Raw genomic sequence first — 17,283 nt, 5'->3', positions numbered from 1 at the left:
CCCTGCAAGGACCCGGCCGGACTGACTCGGCCGTACGGGGAATGCAACACTTGCGAGAATGGTTCTCATTACAGTCGCGAGAACTCGTGATCCGAGACCGAAGGAGCACCCCATGGCCAAGCGCACCGACCTGCGCCCCGTCGTCACCCTGCGTTCGACTGCCGGCACCGGCTTCAGCTACGTGACGACCAAGAACCGCCGCACCCAGCCGGACCGGATGGTGCTGCGCAAGTTCGACCCGATCGCCCGCGAGCACGTCGACTTCCGCGAGACCCGCTGACGTCTACACAGCTGCCGCGGTGAACCTCCCAGTGGCCACGTCCGATCACGGACGTGGCCACTGGCGTATGCCGTATGCCGCGAAGCCCGGCCGGGATCTCCGCGATCCGGCCGAGGTGGCCCGTGATGACGTCGTCGGCCGGAAAGGCGTGGTGCCCGACGTCGGGTGGACCGCGGGGGTCAGCGGGCGACGGTGCGGGCCTGTCGGTCGGTGGTCGGGTCGGCAGCGCGGGGGGCCGACGTCGGCTCGGGCGAAACCCAGGCGACCGGGGTCGGAGCAAGCGGCGCGAAGGCCGCGACGACGTCGATGCCGTCACGCAGGAGCGTCACGAGTCGGTCCTCGGGGTCGTCGACGCAGGCCCGGGCGATGCCGTCGACCGCGAGAGCCACGACCTTGGCCGCCATCGGCGGTCGCACGGCTGCAGCGTTGAATCCCATGCGGGCCAAGTGGATCCGGGCCCAGCGCTCCGCCGCCGGCGACGACGTGAGCGCCTTGCGAGAGGCCTCGGACAGCTGGCCGGGAGAGCGGCCGTCCTGCTCGGCCAGGACGCCCTCGGCGTTGAGGATCGCGAGAGCCATGACGTTCTGGCGCTCCTCGGCCGAGATGGGTAGGGCCGCGCGGGCGGCGGTCAGCACGAGCGCCGTGGCGACGCGCGGGTCGTCCGGGTTGAGCCCGACCACCTCGGGGATCATCGTCACGAGCCGCTGGCGGTGCGTCTCGTCGAGCATGTCGTTGACGCAGCGGGCCAGGGTGGCCAGGACGGGGTGCGTGCACGACGGGTGGTCGCTCCAGCGTTCACCGGCCAGGAACGAGGCCATCTCCATGAAGCAGGCGCCCTTGCGGGGGCTGCGGTGGCGACCGCGTGACAGCACCGGCACGCCGTCGGGCACGAAGGGGGCTCGTCGTGACATCGTCGCTCCTCGGACTTTCCCAAAAAAGGCTCCTGGCGGGTTCCTTCATGGTGCGCCTCAATCCGCCGGTTGACCACCCCCTCTGTCCAACCCGGTCCAACCCCTGTGGCCAGCCCGCCCCCGTGCGTCCTGTGGGATAGGTCGTACTCCTGTCGCCGCGCGCCGGAGTGTGTGCACAATCGGCGCATGCCCGTCGACGCGCACGCCGAGTCCGAGAGCAGCGGGGTCCGCGCCCATGTCGCCGACTCGTGGCTGCGCTCGGCGGCCGCCGGCGTGCACGTCGACACGGTCGACGCCCCGATCACCCTGCCCGCCGACGCCCTGCGCGACCACCGCGAGGCGCACCCGCTGGCGCGGGTGTTCCCGCTGCTCGACGACGTGCTCGGCCAGGCCGCGCGCGACTGTGACGCCGTCATGGCCGTCTCGGACGCGTCGGGCCAGCTGCTCTGGGTGTGCGGCACCCCGAGCGTGCTCCGGCGCGCCGAGTCGATCGGCTTCGTCGAGGGCAGCAACTGGGACGAGCGGCTCGCCGGCACCAATGCGCCCGGGATGGCGCTGCGGCTCGACCAGTCGGTCAACGTCGTCGGGGCCGAGCACTTCCGGCGCTCCGTGCAGCGCTGGAGCTGTGCCGCCACGACGATCCACGACCCGTCCGACCAGAGCGTGCTCGGCGTTCTCGACATCACCGGCGGCGACGACATCGTCGTGCCGCAGACGATGGCGATGGTCCGGGCCGCCGCCCGGATGGCCGAGTCCGAGCTCGCGCGGGAGCTGCTCGTCAGCGGCCGGGCGGCTGGGCCCGCGCCCACCTCGGCCCGTGGCCTCTCGGTGCTCATGGAGTCCCTCGGCCGCAACGACACCCTGCTGACCGTCGACGACGGGCGCGGACGCCGCCAGACGGTGCGGCTGAGCCCCCGGCACAGCGAGATCCTCCTGCTGCTCGCGTCGGCGCCGCGTGGGCTGTCCGGCGACGAGCTCGCCGTCCTGCTCTACGAGGAGGACAGCAGCGCCTCGACGCTCCGGGTCGAGATGGGCCGGCTGCGCAGCCTGCTCGGAGAGGACCTGCTCGCGTCGCGGCCCTACCGGCTCGTCGCCGAGCTCTCCGGCGACTGGCTCGGCGTCGAGGCCCACCTCGCCGCAGGTGACGTCGCGAGCGCGATGCGCGCCTACCGCGGTCCGCTGCTGCCCCGGTCGGTGGCGCCCGGGGTGGTGCGGCTGCGCGAGAGCGTCGAGGGCGACCTGCGCCGGGCCGTGCTCGGGAGTGGCCGCGCCGACCTGATGTCGGCGTGGACGAGGTCCGCCTCCGGGTCCGACGACTACGAGATGTGGCAGGCACAGGCGCGGGTGCTCGGGCCCGGATCACCGCTCATGCCGCTCGTCCAGAACCAGATCCACCGCCTCGACCGAGAGCTCGGCAGCCCCTGACCCGCAGACGCTGGCCTCTCGACGGTTTCAACCGTCGAGAGGCCGAAGTTCGTGGGTGTGCGCACGTCGAGAGGCCACGAACCGGGCGTATGCCGTGACGCCGGCACGCGGCATACGCGACGCAACGTGGTTGCAACGTTGCGCTGCCTACGGTCTCGCCAACCCCTTCGAGGGGAGACCACCAAGGATGTTGGGAGATCAACCATGACCGTCTACGCACCGCCCGGGCAGCCGGACTCGCTCGTGACCGTCCTCGACCGCTACGGCCACTTCATCGGCGGCAACTGGGTCGACCCGAAGAAGGGCCTGTGGTTCGAGAACGTCTCGCCGGTCAACGGCAAGCCGTTCTGCGAGGTCGCCCGCGGCACCGAGGAGGACATCGAAGCGGCTCTCGACGCAGCCCACGCCGCCGCCCCGGCGTGGGGTCGCACGAGCCTCGGCGAGCGCTCGCTCATCCTCAACCGCATCGCGGACCGCATCGAGCAGAACCTCGAGGCGCTCGCAGTCGCCGAGACGTGGGAGAACGGCAAGGCCGTCCGCGAGACGCTCGCCGCCGACCTGCCGCTCGCCGTCGACCACTTCCGCTACTTCGCGGGCGTCCTTCGGGGACAGGAGGGGTCGAGCAGCGAGATCGACGAGAACACCGTCGCCTACCACTTCCACGAACCGCTCGGCGTCGTCGGCCAGATCATCCCGTGGAACTTCCCGATCCTCATGGCGGTGTGGAAGCTCGCCCCGGCCCTCGCCGCCGGCAACTGCGTCGTGCTCAAGCCGGCCGAGCAGACGCCGTGGTCGATCCTCAAGGTCGTCGAGCTCGTCGGTGACCTGCTGCCGCCCGGCGTGCTCAACGTCGTCAACGGCTTCGGCGTCGAGGCCGGCAAGCCGCTGGCCTCCTCGCCCCGCATCGCGAAGATCGCCTTCACCGGCGAGACGACGACCGGGCGGCTCATCATGCAGTACGCCTCGCAGAACATCATCCCGGTGACCCTCGAGCTCGGCGGCAAGAGCCCGAACGTCTTCTTCGAGGACGTCGCGCAGGAGCGGGATGCCTTCTACGACAAGGCTCTCGAGGGCTTCACGATGTTCGCCCTCAACCAGGGCGAGGTCTGCACCTGCCCCTCGCGCGCGCTCGTCCAGAGCTCGATCTACGCCGACTTCGTGCCCGACGCCGTGGCCCGCGTCGAGAAGATCAAGCAGGGCAACCCGCTCGACACCGAGACGACGATGGGTGCCCAGGCGAGCAACGACCAGCTCGAGAAGATCCTGTCCTACCTCGACATCGGCCGTCAGGAGGGCGCCAAGGTCCTCACCGGTGGTGACCGCAACGTGCTCGACGGCGACCTCGCCGAGGGCTACTACGTCGCGCCGACGATCTTCGAGGGCGACAACTCGATGCGGATCTTCCAGGAGGAGATCTTCGGCCCGGTGGTCTCGCTGACGAGCTTCGAGGACGAGGCCGCCGCCCTCTCGATCGCCAACGACACGCTCTACGGCCTCGGCGCCGGCGTGTGGACCCGCGACGGCTCCCGCGCCTACCGGATGGGCCGTGGCATCAAGGCCGGTCGCGTGTGGACCAACTGCTACCACCAGTACCCCGCGCACGCGGCCTTCGGTGGCTACAAGCAGTCGGGCATCGGCCGCGAGAACCACAAGATGATGCTCGACCACTACCAGCAGACGAAGAACCTCCTCGTCTCCTACTCGCCCGACGCGCTCGGGTTCTTCTGATCGGGCTGGTCCCCGTGACCACGCCCCCAGAGACGGTCGCACCCGGTGAGCCATCGGCTTCCCCCAGCCGGGTCGACCTCACCGGTGAGGCGGCGGACCTGCTCCGCCGTCTCACCGGGATCCACGGTCCACTGATGTTCCACCAGTCGGGCGGCTGCTGCGACGGCAGCTCTCCCATGTGCTTCCCGGCGGGTGACTTCATCACGAGCGAGGCCGACGTGCACCTGGCCGACCTCGTCGTCGAGCAGGTCGACGCGCCGATCGGCTTCTGGATGTCGGTGTCGCAGTACGAGTACTGGAAGCACACGCACCTCACCGTCGACGTCGTGAAGGGTCGCGGCAGCGGCTTCTCCGTCGAGGCGCCCGAGGGGGTGCGCTTCCTCATCCGCTCGCGGCTGTTCAGCGACGAGGAGAGTGCCGCGCTCGGCCTCGAGGCGCCGAAGGTCGGCCCGGGCACGACGCACTGAGGACGTGGCGACGCGCCGGCTTCCCGTGGGAGGCCGGCGCGTCGCGTCGTGCGTGTGAGCTGCTCGGGTGCGGTTGTCAGGAGGTCACGGCTTGAAGGCACTCACCCGCGTCGACCAGTTGGCGAGAGCCGTACGGACGCCTGGCCCGTGGCCTGCGCCGGCGCAGGTGCCGAGCAGGTTGTCGCCCGTGCCGCCGGTGAAGAACGGTCCACCCCAGGCGGTGTAGTCGCAGGTGTGCGCGATGTACTCGCTCGCCACCCAGACGGTGCTGCCGTCGACCGACGCGGCGCCGTAGTCGCCCCACCGGGTGCGCGGCGGGTTGCCGACCTGGGCCTTGTAGCTGGTGAAGCCGTCCGCCGTCGCGGCGCCGGCGCCGCCGGTGACGACGTTCCAGGCACCGACGCCGGTCAGCGCGTCGATCGACGCGTAGCCGGCACTCGGGAAGGTGTCGTCGCCGGTCGCGGTGAAGGCCATCACGCCGCGGCCGTTCGAGGTGACACCGATGGCCGGGTAGGTGAAGTCGGTGCCGGCCTCACCGAGGTAGCCCGCGAGGGCGATCTTCGGCGACAGGCTCGCGCCTCCGGGCTTGACCACGTACCAGGCGATCCCTGCGCGGTTGCCGCCGCTGACGGTGATCGCGGTGTCGAGGGCGCCCCACAGCTTGCCGTTGGCATACATGACCTGCTGCATGCGGGTGTCGTTCGAGTCGGGCGTCGAGATCTTCTCGGCCGACGGTGCGCCGACGAGCAGGCGGTAGCACCCGTTCTGGCCGTTGAACAGGGTCTCTGTCGTGTTGCCGAGGCAGAAGCCCTGCGGTGAGTCGGTGCTTGCGAGCTGGCCGGAGCCCGGCTGCCGCTGCTTCGGTGGCAGTGCGTACTCCCCAACGTCGACGAGCTTGCTCGACAGGTGCACTGCCGGCGAACCCGAGTTGAGGGAGCCGGTGTTGGTCATGGACCACACGACGATCTTGGTCGACGTGTAGTCGCCTCCCGTGCCGGCCTTCGGGTGGGTCGCCTCGTCCGCGGCGTTGGAGCTCAGGAAGTACTCGGTGCCGTTGTTCGCGAGGTCGAACGACCCGGTGCCCGGCGACTGCGCCGGCCACACGGTGAAGCCCGGCTGGGTGGCGCCGGCGTCGCTGGGCGCCGCCACCATCCCGGAGGTGTCGATGTGCTGCACGTTGACGTTGGCGGTTCCGGCCGCGAGCTGCGCCTTGGACAGGGCGTAGACCTGGGCCCCGGCGAAGCCGTTGTGCTCCCAGGGGTAGGCGTTCGTCGTCAGGTAGACGCCGTTCGCGTCGGCGCCGATGTGCGGGTAGTCGCCGAGGTACGGTCCCGGGTTCTGTCCGCCGGTGTTCGTGCCGTCGTTGGTCACGTCGATCTTGTAGATGTTCCAGCGCCCGGTCGGGTCGGAGGTCGCGCTCACCGCGAGGTCGAGGTGGTTGACCTCGTTGAGAGCACCTGAGGGACCGCGGTCGAGGGTCAGGACGACGAGGAAGAAGCGCTGCGTTGCCGCGTCGTAGATGCACGTCGGGTCGGTGAGCTCCGGACCGAGCGCGCCGGTCGTCCGGTTGACCGCGGGCGGGTAGCCGAAGACCGAGTTGAGGTCGACGGCGTGGTGGACGTCCCGCGGGAAGCCGCCGACGACGTTGGCCGCGGTGTTGTCGGTCAGCTGGGACGCGCCGCTCGAGTCGTAGACGTTGAAGACGTCGTTGACGGCCTCGACGACGTGGCCGCCGCCGACGCAGAGCGCCTGGTCCGGCGGCTCGATGCTGAACTGGTTGCCCCCGCGCGAGTAGCGCTGCTGGTAGTGGTTCAGACCCTCGAAGCCGTTGACGAACGTCGGGTTGGACTTGCTGCGTGTCGTACCCCGGACGGTGATGCCGTGACCGGCTGCGTGGCCCTGGGACATCGTGCGGTTGACGACCTGCGTGGGGCCGACCTCCGGGGAGTTCTCGTCCTCGGGGGTCTGGAACTCGGGGTACTGGCCGGTGTCGGGGCTGAAGTCCCCGGTGACCGGGCTGGAGGTGCCGGTGAGCGGCACGGACGGTGACGAGGCGTTCGCCTGGGTGGTCGGCAGCAAGAGGGCTGCGACGACGAGAGCGGGTGCCGCGAGGGCACTGGTGCGCACGAGCGGCGCGCGGCGCAAGGCCATGGAGCATTCCTTTCGAGGGGGCCAGGCCGGGGCGCGCCACGTGGATCGGCGAGTCTCGGTCTGGCGTGCCAGACCGGAGTGGGGCCGACCGACCTTGAGCTATCGGCGGTCACCTGAGAGCCGGGTCGTCCTCACCGGCCACTGTGGCACCGCTGTGACCCCCGTGGGGCCGGAACGCGACGAGACGCGACGAGAAGGGCCTGATGGCGTATGCCGTGTGGCTCAGCTCGGCGGGGCCACCGCGGCGCCGCGCTGGCCGGACCGCGCCAGCGAGTCCGCGACGAAACCGCTCGCCTTGAGCTCCTCGACGAGGTCGTGCAGGAAGTCCACGGTCTGCGCCGAACGCGTCCGGGTGGTGCCCACGGCCTGCCGGATCTGCATGAACGGCTCGTCGAGCAGGCGCAGGTCATCGCGACCCGCGACGAAGGCGGTGACGGGCTCGCGGATGCCGGCCCCGACCTCGAGGCCCTCCGCGACGAAGACGTCGACGCCCTCGTCGCCACGCACGACCGTCGCGTGCTCCAGGGTCCGGGTCAGGTGCAGGTCGTAGGCGGAGCCGTCCTTGACGCCGACCCGCACCCCTTCGCGGTCCACGTCGGCTGCCGAGCGCACGGGGGACCCGGCGGGCACGACGAAGACGCCCTCGATGACGACGTAGGGCGCGGTGAAGGCCACCTCGCCCGCGCGCGCCGGGTCGACGGCGAGGAAGCACAGGTCTGCCTCACCGGACGTCATCGCCTCGAAGGACTTGCGTGCGGCGTCGAAGCAGACGAACGACACGGGCACGCCGAGCCGGCGGGCCACCTCGCGGGCGATGTCGACCGTCACGCCTGAGGGCTCCGACGGACTGCCCTGCGCGAGAACGGGATTGCCGAGGTTGATGCTGGCACGCAGTGCCCCGGTGGGAGCGAGGTCGCGGGCGATGGCAGTCAGGTCGGCGCTCATCGGCACACCGTACGATGCGGGCGGCCAGGGCGGGGACGAGCCGACCCGGCCCGACGGCATACGACCGTCGGGCCGGGAGGGCAGGTGGTCAGGGGTAGTCGACGACCGTGACCGGCACGTCCGGGTTGGCGATGGTCGACGAGCCGCCGACGCCGTTGACGACGTGGCGGATGCCGCCCTTGCCGTTGGACGGGTCGAGGAAGATCGTCAGCAGGTTGTGCAGCCGCACCCCCGGGGTCGTGGGCACCTCGAACGCGTTCTCGGCGAAGATGTCGATGCCCTGGTTGAAGAAGCTGTAGGACCCCATACCGGTCCCGGAGAAGCTCTTCACGCCCGCACCGACGAGCAGTGCCGGGTAGCCGTCGTGGCCCGGCCGCGACTGCCAGGCTGCCTGGGACGGCGGGTCGTAGGGCAGCTCGTTCTGGAAGAACGTGACCGACCCGTGCTCGCCGTTCCAGATGACCTCGGTCTTCTGGTAGTGCTCGACGAAAAGCCCTGTCGCAGTCACGTGGTCGCCGTTGACGATGAGACCGGTGTCGGCGGTGTTGCTCGTCCAGCCGACGCCGTTGCCGTGGTCTGCGCGCCAGGCCCAGATGTCGTCGAGCACGACGTGGTCGCTGTTGACCTCGAGGCTGACCTTGGCCTTGCCGACGTACGGTCCGCCGATGCGGAAGAAGACGTCCTGCAGGGCGGTCGGGTCGGCGGCGCTGCTCCACCCGGCCCGGCTCGCGGCCGGGGTCCCGGCGGCACGCTTGGTCCCGATCTGGAGCAGGACCGGCGAGCTGACCGGACCGGCGTCGAAGGTGATGCCGGCGATGTCGACGCCCGGCACGTCGGCCACGCTCATCGCGACCTGTCCGTTGGTCGTGGTGAGGCTGGCCAGGCCGAGCCCGAGGACGACGGTGTCGGCCCGCTTGACCTTGAGGGTCTGGTCGAGGTGGTAGACGCCGGGGGTGAGCAGCAGGTTGCGGCCGCGGGCGAGCTCGCGGTTGATCGCCAGCGCCGAGTCCGACGGCCTGGCGACGTAGAAGTCACCGATGCCGATGGAGCGGCCGGGCGTCGACCCGGACTCCCACGAGACGCCGCTCGTGTCAGTTGCGGCCGACGGGACGAAGACGCGGTAGGCGCCCTGGTCGTCGACGTAGAGGTAGGGCTTCTCGCGGCTCACCGAGGTCTTGGCGACGGTCGTGTAGGGCCCGCCGCACGCTGCTGCGGCCGGGAAGCACTCGGCCGGGGCGCCCTCGACGCCGGAGAAGACCTGGTTCCAGACGCCGTTGCTCCAGCCGTTCAGCGTGCTGTTGCGCACGAAGAACTGCTGCTGCGAGCCGTTGATGACGGTCCCCTCGAACTTCGAGTCGGCGATGAAACCGCCGCTGGCGAAGGAGGGACCCGTGCAGTAGTCCATGAGCGTCGTCGTGCCGTTGACGTGCACGCGACGCAGCGGTGCGGCCTGCGACACGGCCCAGAACTCGTTGGCGTAGCAGCCGGCGCTCGAGTTGTTCACGTTGATCGTCAGGTTGGACATCGAGCGCCAGAAGTTGTTGAGCGCGATGCAGCTGCCGTTCGTGCACTGGTTGTGCACGTAGACCGACCCGTTGATGACGACGTCGCCCGGGTTCTTCCCGAGGCCGGCGACCTCGGTGTAGTAGCCGACCTGGAAGTTCAGCGGGTCGGCGGCGGACCCGTAGGTGCCGGGCTTGAAGAGGATCGCGTACCGCTCGGGGCCCATCTCGTTCGACACCTGACTGGCGGCGATCGCGTCGACCTTGGCCTGGATCTCGGCGGTCGACATGGACGGGTCGAGCACGAGGGTGCCCGCTCCGAGGTCGGGGGCGGCGGGGGCCGCAGCCACGGCGGACGAAGGCGCGGGGGCCGCTCCGGCCGCTCCGGCCCCCGTGACGGCGATGGTCGGAACGGCCGCGGTCGTGATGGCCAGGGCCGCGAGGGCCAGTCGGTGGAGCCCGCGGGAGGGCCACCCGCGTCGATCTCGTCGATGAGTCATGCGCTCACGATTCACTGTCGCGGCGGTGAGGGCAAGAGTTTGTGAGAGCGTTCTCACGGCGAGTTTTCAGGGTATGCGTGGCGCCCGCACGACGACGAAGGCCCCCTCCGGATGGAGAGGGCCTTCGACAACCGGAGGACGTATGCCGTCCGGCCGGCTCAGCTGACCGGGGCGGGCTCCGGGTCCGGCTGGGGCTCCGGCGTCGCGGCCTCGGGCTCGTCATCGCCGTCGTCACCGCGGCGCACGGCGGCGAGGAGCATCTGCGCGACGTCGACGACCTCGACGGCGTCGGTGGCCTTGCCGTCCTGGATGGCGGCGTTGAGGCCGTCGGAGAGCATGACCTTGCAGAAGGGGCAGCCGACGGCGATGCGCTCGGCGCCCGTCGCGAGGGCCTCCTCGGTGCGGTTGGTGTTGATGCGCGTGCCGAGCTTCTCCTCCATCCACATGCGCGCGCCGCCGGCGCCGCAGCAGAACGACTTCTCCTTGCTGCGCTCCATCTCGGCGTACTCCACGCCGGGCAGGATCTGGAGCAGCTCGCGCGGCGGGGCGTAGACCTGGTTGTGCCGGCCGAGGTAGCACGGGTCGTGGTAGGTCACCTTGGCGCCGGTCGAGGCGGCACCGGTCAGGGTGCCGGCCGAGGACGCGTCGCCGGGGCGGGCGACCGGGGTCAGGCGCTTCTCGCGGACGAGGCGGTTGAGCAGCTGCGTGTGGTGCAGCACCTCGTACTGGCCGCCGAGCTGCGGGTACTCGTTCTTGATGGTGTTGAAGCAGTGCGCGCAGGTGACGACGATCTTCGTCGCGCCGACCTCGTTGAGGGTCTCGACGTTCTGCTGGGCGAGCATCTGGAAGAGGAACTCGTTGCCGGCGCGGCGGGCCGAGTCGCCGGTGCAGGCCTCGCCGTCACCGAGCACCGCGAAGCTGACGCCCGCGGTGTCGAGCAGCTCGGCGACGGCGCGCGTCGTCTTCTTGGCGCGGTCCTCGTAGGCGCCGGCGCAGCCCACCCAGAAGAGGTAGTCGACCTCGTCGAGGCTCTCGACGTCCTGGCCGACCTGCTTGACCTCGAAGGGGAGGTCCTTGGCCCAGTCCATCCGCAGCCGCGGCGCGAGGCCCCACGGGTTGCTGTTCTTCTCGAGGTTCTTGAACAGGCCGTTGAGCTCGGCGGGGAAGGCCGACTCGATGAGGTTCTTGTAGCGGCGCATGTCGACGATGGCGTCGACGTGCTCGATGTCGACGGGGCACTGCTCGACGCAGGCACCACAGGTGGTGCACGACCAGAGGACGTCCTCGTCGATGACGGCGTCGGGGCCGTGCGGATTGTATGCCTGGAGCGGGTGGCGGATGTCGTAGCCGGTCTCGCCGACGAGCTGCTCGGTGGCGACGGCGCCCCTCGTGGCGTCGCTGAAGCCCTCGGCCGACTCGATGCCGCCGGCTCGCGCCTCCTCGGAGGCGAGCAGCCACGGCGACTTGGCGTGAGCGTGGTCGCGCAGCGTCATGACGAGCAGCTTGGGGGAGAGCGGCTTGTCGGTGTTCCAGGCCGGGCACTGGCTCTGGCAGCGGCCGCACTCGGTGCACGTGGTGAAGTCGAGCAGGCCCTTCCACGTGAAGTCCTCGACCTTGCCGACGCCGAGCGCGGCGTCCTCGTCGAGCTCGTCGACGTTCTCGAAGTCGAGCGGCTTGCCGTCGACCTTGATCGGCTGGAGCTCGCCGAGGCTCGTGCGGCCGTCGGCGTGGCGCTTGAAGAAGATGTTGAAGAAGGCGAGGAAGCGGTGCCAGGCGACGCCCATCGTCGGCTGCAGCGCGATGGTGATCATCCAGGCGAAGCTGATGAGGATCTTGATCGCGGCGATGATCACGATGAGGTTCTCGATGGCCCCGATGGACAGGCCGGTGAAGAAGTTGCCGATCCAGCCGGTCAGCGGGAAGTGCAGCGCGTTGTCCATGCCGGTGCCCTGCTTGCGGGCGAGCGTCCACTCGAGCGCGCGGAGCAGACCGATGCAGAGGGTCACGCCGAGGATCGTCAGCTCGACGTAGTAGGCCTGCCACCACGTGGAGCCGAAGAAGCGGCTGCGTCGGCCGTCCTCGCCGGCGGCCGAGCGCGGGTGGTTCTTCTGCCGGATCGCCATGAGCACGAGGATCGAGATGAACCCGGCGAAGGCGAAGAAGTCGGTGATCCACTCGTAGAGGAAGAAGTGGCCGATGACCGGCAGCACGAACTCCGGCGAGAAGAGCTGGCCGAAGGCGTTGAGGAGCGTGAAGAAGAGGACGCCGAAGCTGACCATCGTGAACCAGTGCGCGATGGCGACGACGGGCAGCCGCGACATGCGGGTGTGGCCGAGGAACTCGCGCAGCAGCGTGCGGGTGCGGGCCCCCTTGTCGTCGCCGCGGTCCTCCGGCTGTCCCAGTCGGAACGTCGCGAGGAAGTGGTTGACCGTCTTGACCAGCAGGGCGACGGCGACGGCGGTGACACCGAGGCAGACGACGACGGCGACGATCTGGAGCGCACTCATGCCGGGGAGTCTACTGACGAGTTAGCAAGCGCTTAGTGAATGTGACGGCCGTCGCGGCGTGACGCTCGTCCCCTTCGTCCCCCGGCCACACGGCATATGCCCTTGGGAAGCGCATGACGCTCGCCAGGCCCGGCCGGCGGACGACGGGTACGTATGCCGCGTGGCCGGCCCCGCGGGACGCCCGGATCATGGGCGACGCCTTGGCAGGCGATAACGACGTGTTGGAATATGTATAACGAGGACCCGGTTGTCGACAACGACCGGGTCGACAGACCGTTCCGCCGCACCCCGCTGAAAGGGCTCCCGCAATGCCGATCTACGACGACGTGACCAAGCTGATCGGCAACACGCCGCTCGTGCGCCTCAACAGGATCACCGACGGCGCGGAGGCCACGGTCGCGGCCAAGCTCGAGTTCTACAACCCCGCCAGTTCCGTCAAGGACCGCATCGGTGTCGCGATCGTCGACGCGGCCGAGGAGAGCGGCGACCTCGAGCCCGGCGGCACCATCGTCGAGGCGACGTCCGGCAACACCGGCATCGCGCTCGCCATGGTCGGAGCGGCCCGCGGCTACAACGTCGTGCTGACGATGCCCGAGTCGATGAGCAAGGAGCGCCGGGCGCTGCTGCGCGCCTTCGGTGCCGAGCTCGTCCTCACCGACCCGTCCACCGGCATGAAGGGCGCCGTCGCGAAGGCCGAGGAGATCGCGGCCGAGCGCGGCGGTGTGCTCGCACGGCAGTTCGCCAACGTCGCCAACCCCGAGATCCACCGCAAGACCACCGCGGAGGAGATCTGGAAGGACACCGACGGCGAGGTCGACATCGTCGTGGCCGGCATCGGCACCGGCGGCACCATCACCGGCATCGGCCAGGTCCTCAAGGCCCGCAAGCCCGGTGTGCAGGTCATCGCCGTCGAGCCGGAGGAGTCCGCGATCCTCAACGGCGGCCAGCCCGGTCCGCACAAGATCCAGGGCATTGGCGCCAACTTCGTCCCCGAGATCCTCGACACCGAGGTCTACGACGAGGTCATCGACGTCAACGCCGAGACGTCCGTGAAGTGGGCCCGCCGCGCCGCGACCGAGGAGGGGCTGCTCGTCGGCCTGTCGTCCGGCGCCGCCCTCGCGGCCGCCGTCCAGGTCGCGCAGCGCCCGGAGAACAAGGGCAAGACGATCGTCGTCATCATCCCCTCGTTCGGCGAGCGCTACCTGTCCACCATCCTCTTCGAGGGCCTCGTCGACTGAGATGAGCACTGCACCGAAGTTCGAGCACCAGGGCCGTCCGGCCGAGAAGCCGCTGACGCTCGTGCGTGGCGACGGCCCGGGCGAGGCCCCTGCCGCCGCTCCCGCCGCGGACGTCGTCACCGATGTCGTCACGGACGAGAGCCGGTATGCCGGCCCGCTCGGTCTCGTGCGCAAGCTCGCCGACCGCGCGCTGGAGGACGTCGACGGCGCCATCGCGCGCGACCCCGCCGCCAGCTCGCGCCTCGAGCTGGTCCTGACCTCGCCCGGCCTGCACGCCATCTGGGCGCACCGCGGGCTGCACGCGCTGTACCAGCAGCCGGGTGGGCGCCTGCCCGCCCGGGTGCTCGCCACGGTGGCGCGCTCGATCACCGGGGTCGAGATCCACCCGGCCGCCCGGCTCGGTCGACGATTCTTCATCGACCACGGGATGGGCGTCGTCATCGGCGAGACGGCCGAGGTCGGCGACGACGTCATGCTCTACCACGGGGTCACCCTGGGCGGGCGATCGCTGGCTCACGTCAAGCGCCACCCCACCGTGGGCAACCGCGTCACCATCGGTGCCGGCGCCCGGGTGCTCGGGCCGATCAACGTCGGCGACGACGTGCAGATCGGCGCGAACTCCGTTGTCGTCAAGGACGTTCCGTCCGGGGCGGTGGCGACTGGCATACCGGCGGTCGTGCGGTTCCCGAAGCGCAACGCCACCAACCAGTGGCTCGACCCCGCGATGTACATCTGAGCGGAGCTCTGCTCCCTCGCGGCGCCGTCACGTCGGTCTCGGGCTGCTCGTGTGGTCCTCCGTCGGCCTGCACGGACCGTCCCTGACCGTGCACGGCGAGTCGCCGGCTGTCGGTTTCGGTGTCGGTGCGGTGATCCCGACCACCGAGGAGACCCGGACGGTCGGGGTGGCCGGCATCTGCATGACCGGCGGCCGCGTCGCTACGGTCACGGGCGTCACGCTCGAGGACGCTCACGGTCTCGCGGTCGAGGACTTCGGGACGGCGCGCATCGGCCCCGGCGGGCCGGAGGTGCCGGGCGTGATGGCGCAGACGCCGTCCCGGCTCGGCTACACGCACGAGTCCGTGACGCAGCGGTGCGACGAGGACGGCGCCGTCGCTCTCGCTCTCTCGCTGCGGTGGTCGACCCGGCTGACGCGGCACGCGCTTGGGCCGGGGGAGCGACGGTCCGTTACGTGCTCGATGGCACGCCGGGTGCGCTGACGGTCAGGGGCCACCTGACGCTGTGTGTGCTTCCGATGGCCCGGCTCGACGAGTGCCGACACCCGGACGAGGTCGATTCGGACGGGTGAGCGTGCCGCGGATAGACTTCCGCGGACACTGGAGGGCTCGCATAGTGGCCGAGTGCGGCGGTCTTGAAAACCGCTATGGGTCGCTGAGACGGCCTGCGACACCCATCCGTTTGACCTAGCCGTCTGTGCTCCTCACCTGCGCGAACTCACCTGAGCGGCGCTGAAATGGGGCACCACACTGTCTCATTCTGTGGCGTCCCGTCTCGTTCCCAGCTGGGCATGCGTTGGGCGCCGGGCGGCAAGCTTGACTGCCGTTATAAGGAAGTTCCCGGGGTGTGTCCTTTCCTGCTCGGTTGCCTGGCGCGAGGGGGAGGGCGGCTTCGACGTACCTGTCCGTGACGCCACCGTGGTGCCGAGCGGAGCGAGACAGGACAATGTGAGGTAGGGCTGGGTTCGCCGTCGCTCGCGGTGTCGGCACGTCGGTCTACGGTGTGGTGATGGCCGACCGACCCCGCCCCAAACTGCTCATCACTGACCTTGACAACACGCTGTGGGACTGGTTCGACGCGTGGTACCAGTCGTTCTCGGGCATGCTGGAAGAGCTTTGCGAGCTCAGCGGCGTCGAGCAGGACGTCCTGGAACGTCAGATACGGGCCGTCCACCAAGCGCGAGGGACCACCGAGTACTCGAATCTGGTCAATGAAGTGCCAGCCCTGGTCGCCGCGGCCGCGCCCGACGCGCCGGCCGTTGCGTTCAACGAGGCACTCCATGTCTTGAACTCGCGCAGAAAGTCTGTCACCAAGTTGTACCCGGGAGTTCGCGAGTCTCTGGCGTCCCTCAAGAACGCCGGGGTGCGAGTCGTCGCCTACACAGAGTCAGGCGCATTCTGGACTGAATGGCGTATGCGGCACACGGGTCTGGATGGCGTCATCGACGTGCTGTACTCGGCTCCCGACCATGACCTGCCTGATGGCATGCGGCCGGAAGATCTCCGCACAGGACACCTCCCGCCGTCCGCTTACGGGCTGAAGGTCACCAAACACCACCACGTGCCACGAGGCGTGTATAAGCCAAGCGAGGACGTCTTGCGGTCCATCCTCGAAGACCAGGGTTGTCAGCCATCGGAAGCCGTGTACGTGGGGGACAGCCTGATGAAGGACATCGCGATGGCAAGAGCGACTGGTGTGCTTGACGTGCACGCGGCGTATGGACAGGTTCAGAAAAGGCCGGAGTACGGGCTCCTACAGCGGGTGAGTAACTGGCCTGACGAAGACGTGGAACGAGAACGGGCGTTGGCGCGGGACAGCGCCGCAATCATCCCAACGATCTCCTGCGCCGAGCGGTTCGATGAGGTCCTCTCGGTGTTCGACGTCGCGCTGGCCTCGGCACAGTGACTGGCTCGGTGTGGAAGCGGTGCGCCGACCCTAGACGCGCCAAGAAAGGTAGTTCTCATCCAGTCGACCCACGCAGCGAGCTGACTCTCAATGAGCAGGTCGGCTACTACGTGGAGATGTGGAAGGAGTCCGTCGAGGTCCAGCGACACTTCAACGACATTGAGTGGCGGATACGGGGACTAGCCCTGACGGTTGCCACGTTCGCGCTTGGTGCGGCTGGCGTAGCTGCAAAAGACGGAACGAAGGTCACGGGGGTAAGCCTCGGGTCCGTGGTCGTGCTCATTGGACTTCTGCTCTGGTATGCCTTCTACTTCGTGGACCGATTCTGGTATCACCCGCTACTCAAAGCGGCCGTGACACACGGAACCGCTATCGAGAACGAAATCAAGAAGACCTTGCCGGGGGCCGGAATGACGGCGTCGATTACGGCTGGCAGTGTCCAGAAGCCAGGGAAGTTCGTGAAACTCTTCAGTGGGAAGAGTGAAATGCACTCGGATGACAAACTCGTGTGGTTCTACAAGGTTGGTGGCTTCGCACTGTTCGCAGCTGCTGTTGCCTTGCAGGTTGGCGTGCTCGTGGGGGGCACAACTGCGACACCCGCTGCGCCAGGCCTGAACAAGCCGACGTCTACCGGAACGACCACGACAACCGAACCGAGCAGGGGCGGCGGGACAGGTGCGGGAACGCCAGCTGGGAAGCCAAGCACAAACGGTGGGACGCGTGCAGGCACTCCAACCGCCACGCCGACTGTGAGCGCGACTACCTGAGCGTCACCGCCGAACGCCGATCGCCGCGACCGAACCATCGGCGGTGGGAGCGCTGAATGCGCATGCGATCAACTTGCCCGCATGGAGGACATCTCAGGACGCGCGGGCGGCCGTTATGGACAAGGTGAGGGGCGCGTATCGGCGTGCTGACCTGCGAGGACTCCCTGGCGAGAACTGGCAACCCCTGTAGCGCAGAAGGTGCAACTACTGGAGAGGGCTGTC

At 69.2% G+C, this 17,283-nt stretch carries 14 protein-coding genes; 9 read left to right on the top strand and 5 right to left on the bottom strand.

Going from position 1 to position 17,283, the window contains the following annotated elements; translation table 11 throughout:
• The first annotated feature begins 112 nt into the window (after positions 1–112).
• Positions 113–280: a 50S ribosomal protein L33 gene (gene rpmG, locus IEY30_RS19565; protein ID WP_030200825.1), complete on the top strand. Its 168-nt coding sequence runs from the start codon at positions 113–115 to the stop codon at positions 278–280.
• Between the two features lie 179 nt (positions 281–459).
• Here the strand turns inward: rpmG and IEY30_RS19560 are convergent, their stop codons facing one another.
• On the bottom strand, positions 460–1,191 hold the full coding sequence (locus tag IEY30_RS19560; RefSeq protein ID WP_030200829.1) for a hypothetical protein: 732 nt from the start codon (positions 1,189–1,191) through the stop codon (positions 460–462).
• A 186-nt stretch (positions 1,192–1,377) separates the two neighbouring features.
• Between IEY30_RS19560 and IEY30_RS19555 the strand changes: the two genes are divergently transcribed.
• The 3 genes from IEY30_RS19555 to IEY30_RS19545 all read left to right on the top strand — a co-directional run bounded on the left by IEY30_RS19555 (position 1,378) and on the right by IEY30_RS19545 (position 4,811).
• Positions 1,378–2,616 (top strand): helix-turn-helix domain-containing protein, encoded by a 1,239-nt coding sequence (locus tag IEY30_RS19555; RefSeq protein ID WP_030200831.1) that lies wholly within the window; start codon positions 1,378–1,380, stop codon positions 2,614–2,616.
• A 204-nt stretch (positions 2,617–2,820) separates the two neighbouring features.
• On the top strand, positions 2,821–4,344 hold the full coding sequence (gene exaC, locus IEY30_RS19550; RefSeq protein WP_030200834.1) for an acetaldehyde dehydrogenase ExaC: 1,524 nt from the start codon (positions 2,821–2,823) through the stop codon (positions 4,342–4,344).
• A gap of 14 nt (positions 4,345–4,358) precedes the next feature.
• Positions 4,359–4,811 carry a DUF779 domain-containing protein gene (locus IEY30_RS19545; protein ID WP_030200838.1) on the top strand — a complete coding sequence of 151 codons (453 nt, stop codon included), beginning with the start codon at positions 4,359–4,361 and terminating at the stop codon, positions 4,809–4,811.
• 84 nt (positions 4,812–4,895) lie between these two features.
• Here IEY30_RS19545 and IEY30_RS19540 read toward each other — a convergent pair whose 3' ends face one another.
• The 4 genes from IEY30_RS19540 to IEY30_RS19525 all read right to left on the bottom strand — a co-directional run bounded on the left by IEY30_RS19540 (position 4,896) and on the right by IEY30_RS19525 (position 12,416).
• Positions 4,896–6,962, bottom strand: a complete 2,067-nt coding sequence (locus IEY30_RS19540; RefSeq protein ID WP_052358758.1) for a hypothetical protein — start codon at positions 6,960–6,962, stop codon at positions 4,896–4,898.
• Between the two features lie 222 nt (positions 6,963–7,184).
• The gene (locus IEY30_RS19535; protein WP_030200854.1) at positions 7,185–7,907 is read right to left on the bottom strand and encodes a transporter substrate-binding domain-containing protein; all 723 of its coding nucleotides are present in this window, start codon (positions 7,905–7,907) and stop codon (positions 7,185–7,187) included.
• Positions 7,908–7,995: 88 nt separating this feature from the next.
• Positions 7,996–9,909 carry a pectate lyase-like domain-containing protein gene (locus IEY30_RS19530; RefSeq protein WP_030200855.1) on the bottom strand — a complete coding sequence of 638 codons (1,914 nt, stop codon included), beginning with the start codon at positions 9,907–9,909 and terminating at the stop codon, positions 7,996–7,998.
• 158 nt (positions 9,910–10,067) lie between these two features.
• Positions 10,068–12,416 (bottom strand): (Fe-S)-binding protein, encoded by a 2,349-nt coding sequence (locus IEY30_RS19525; protein ID WP_030200858.1) that lies wholly within the window; start codon positions 12,414–12,416, stop codon positions 10,068–10,070.
• A 308-nt stretch (positions 12,417–12,724) separates the two neighbouring features.
• Here IEY30_RS19525 and cysK point away from each other — a divergent pair, with 308 nt between their 5' ends.
• The 5 genes from cysK to IEY30_RS19500 all read left to right on the top strand — a co-directional run bounded on the left by cysK (position 12,725) and on the right by IEY30_RS19500 (position 17,061).
• Positions 12,725–13,654 carry a cysteine synthase A gene (gene cysK, locus IEY30_RS19520; RefSeq protein ID WP_030200860.1) on the top strand — a complete coding sequence of 310 codons (930 nt, stop codon included), beginning with the start codon at positions 12,725–12,727 and terminating at the stop codon, positions 13,652–13,654.
• Between the two features lies 1 nt (position 13,655).
• Complete coding sequence (gene cysE / locus IEY30_RS19515; RefSeq protein ID WP_030200863.1) at positions 13,656–14,390, top strand: serine O-acetyltransferase; 735 nt, start codon at positions 13,656–13,658, stop codon at positions 14,388–14,390.
• 49 nt (positions 14,391–14,439) lie between these two features.
• The gene (locus IEY30_RS19510) at positions 14,440–14,871 is read left to right on the top strand and encodes a hypothetical protein (protein ID WP_030200865.1); all 432 of its coding nucleotides are present in this window, start codon (positions 14,440–14,442) and stop codon (positions 14,869–14,871) included.
• Positions 14,872–15,397: 526 nt separating this feature from the next.
• Positions 15,398–16,294 (top strand): HAD family hydrolase, encoded by an 897-nt coding sequence (locus tag IEY30_RS19505; RefSeq protein WP_030200868.1) that lies wholly within the window; start codon positions 15,398–15,400, stop codon positions 16,292–16,294.
• Positions 16,291–17,061 (top strand): hypothetical protein, encoded by a 771-nt coding sequence (locus tag IEY30_RS19500; protein ID WP_156035412.1) that lies wholly within the window; start codon positions 16,291–16,293, stop codon positions 17,059–17,061. Before IEY30_RS19505 ends, IEY30_RS19500 begins: the two co-directional genes overlap by 4 nt.
• Positions 17,062–17,283 lie beyond the last annotated feature (222 nt).

The sequence above is a fragment of the Terrabacter tumescens genome, assembly GCF_014646815.1.
Lineage (GTDB): Bacteria > Actinomycetota > Actinomycetes > Actinomycetales > Dermatophilaceae > Terrabacter > Terrabacter tumescens.
This window is presented reverse-complemented; position numbering and strand designations above follow the sequence as displayed.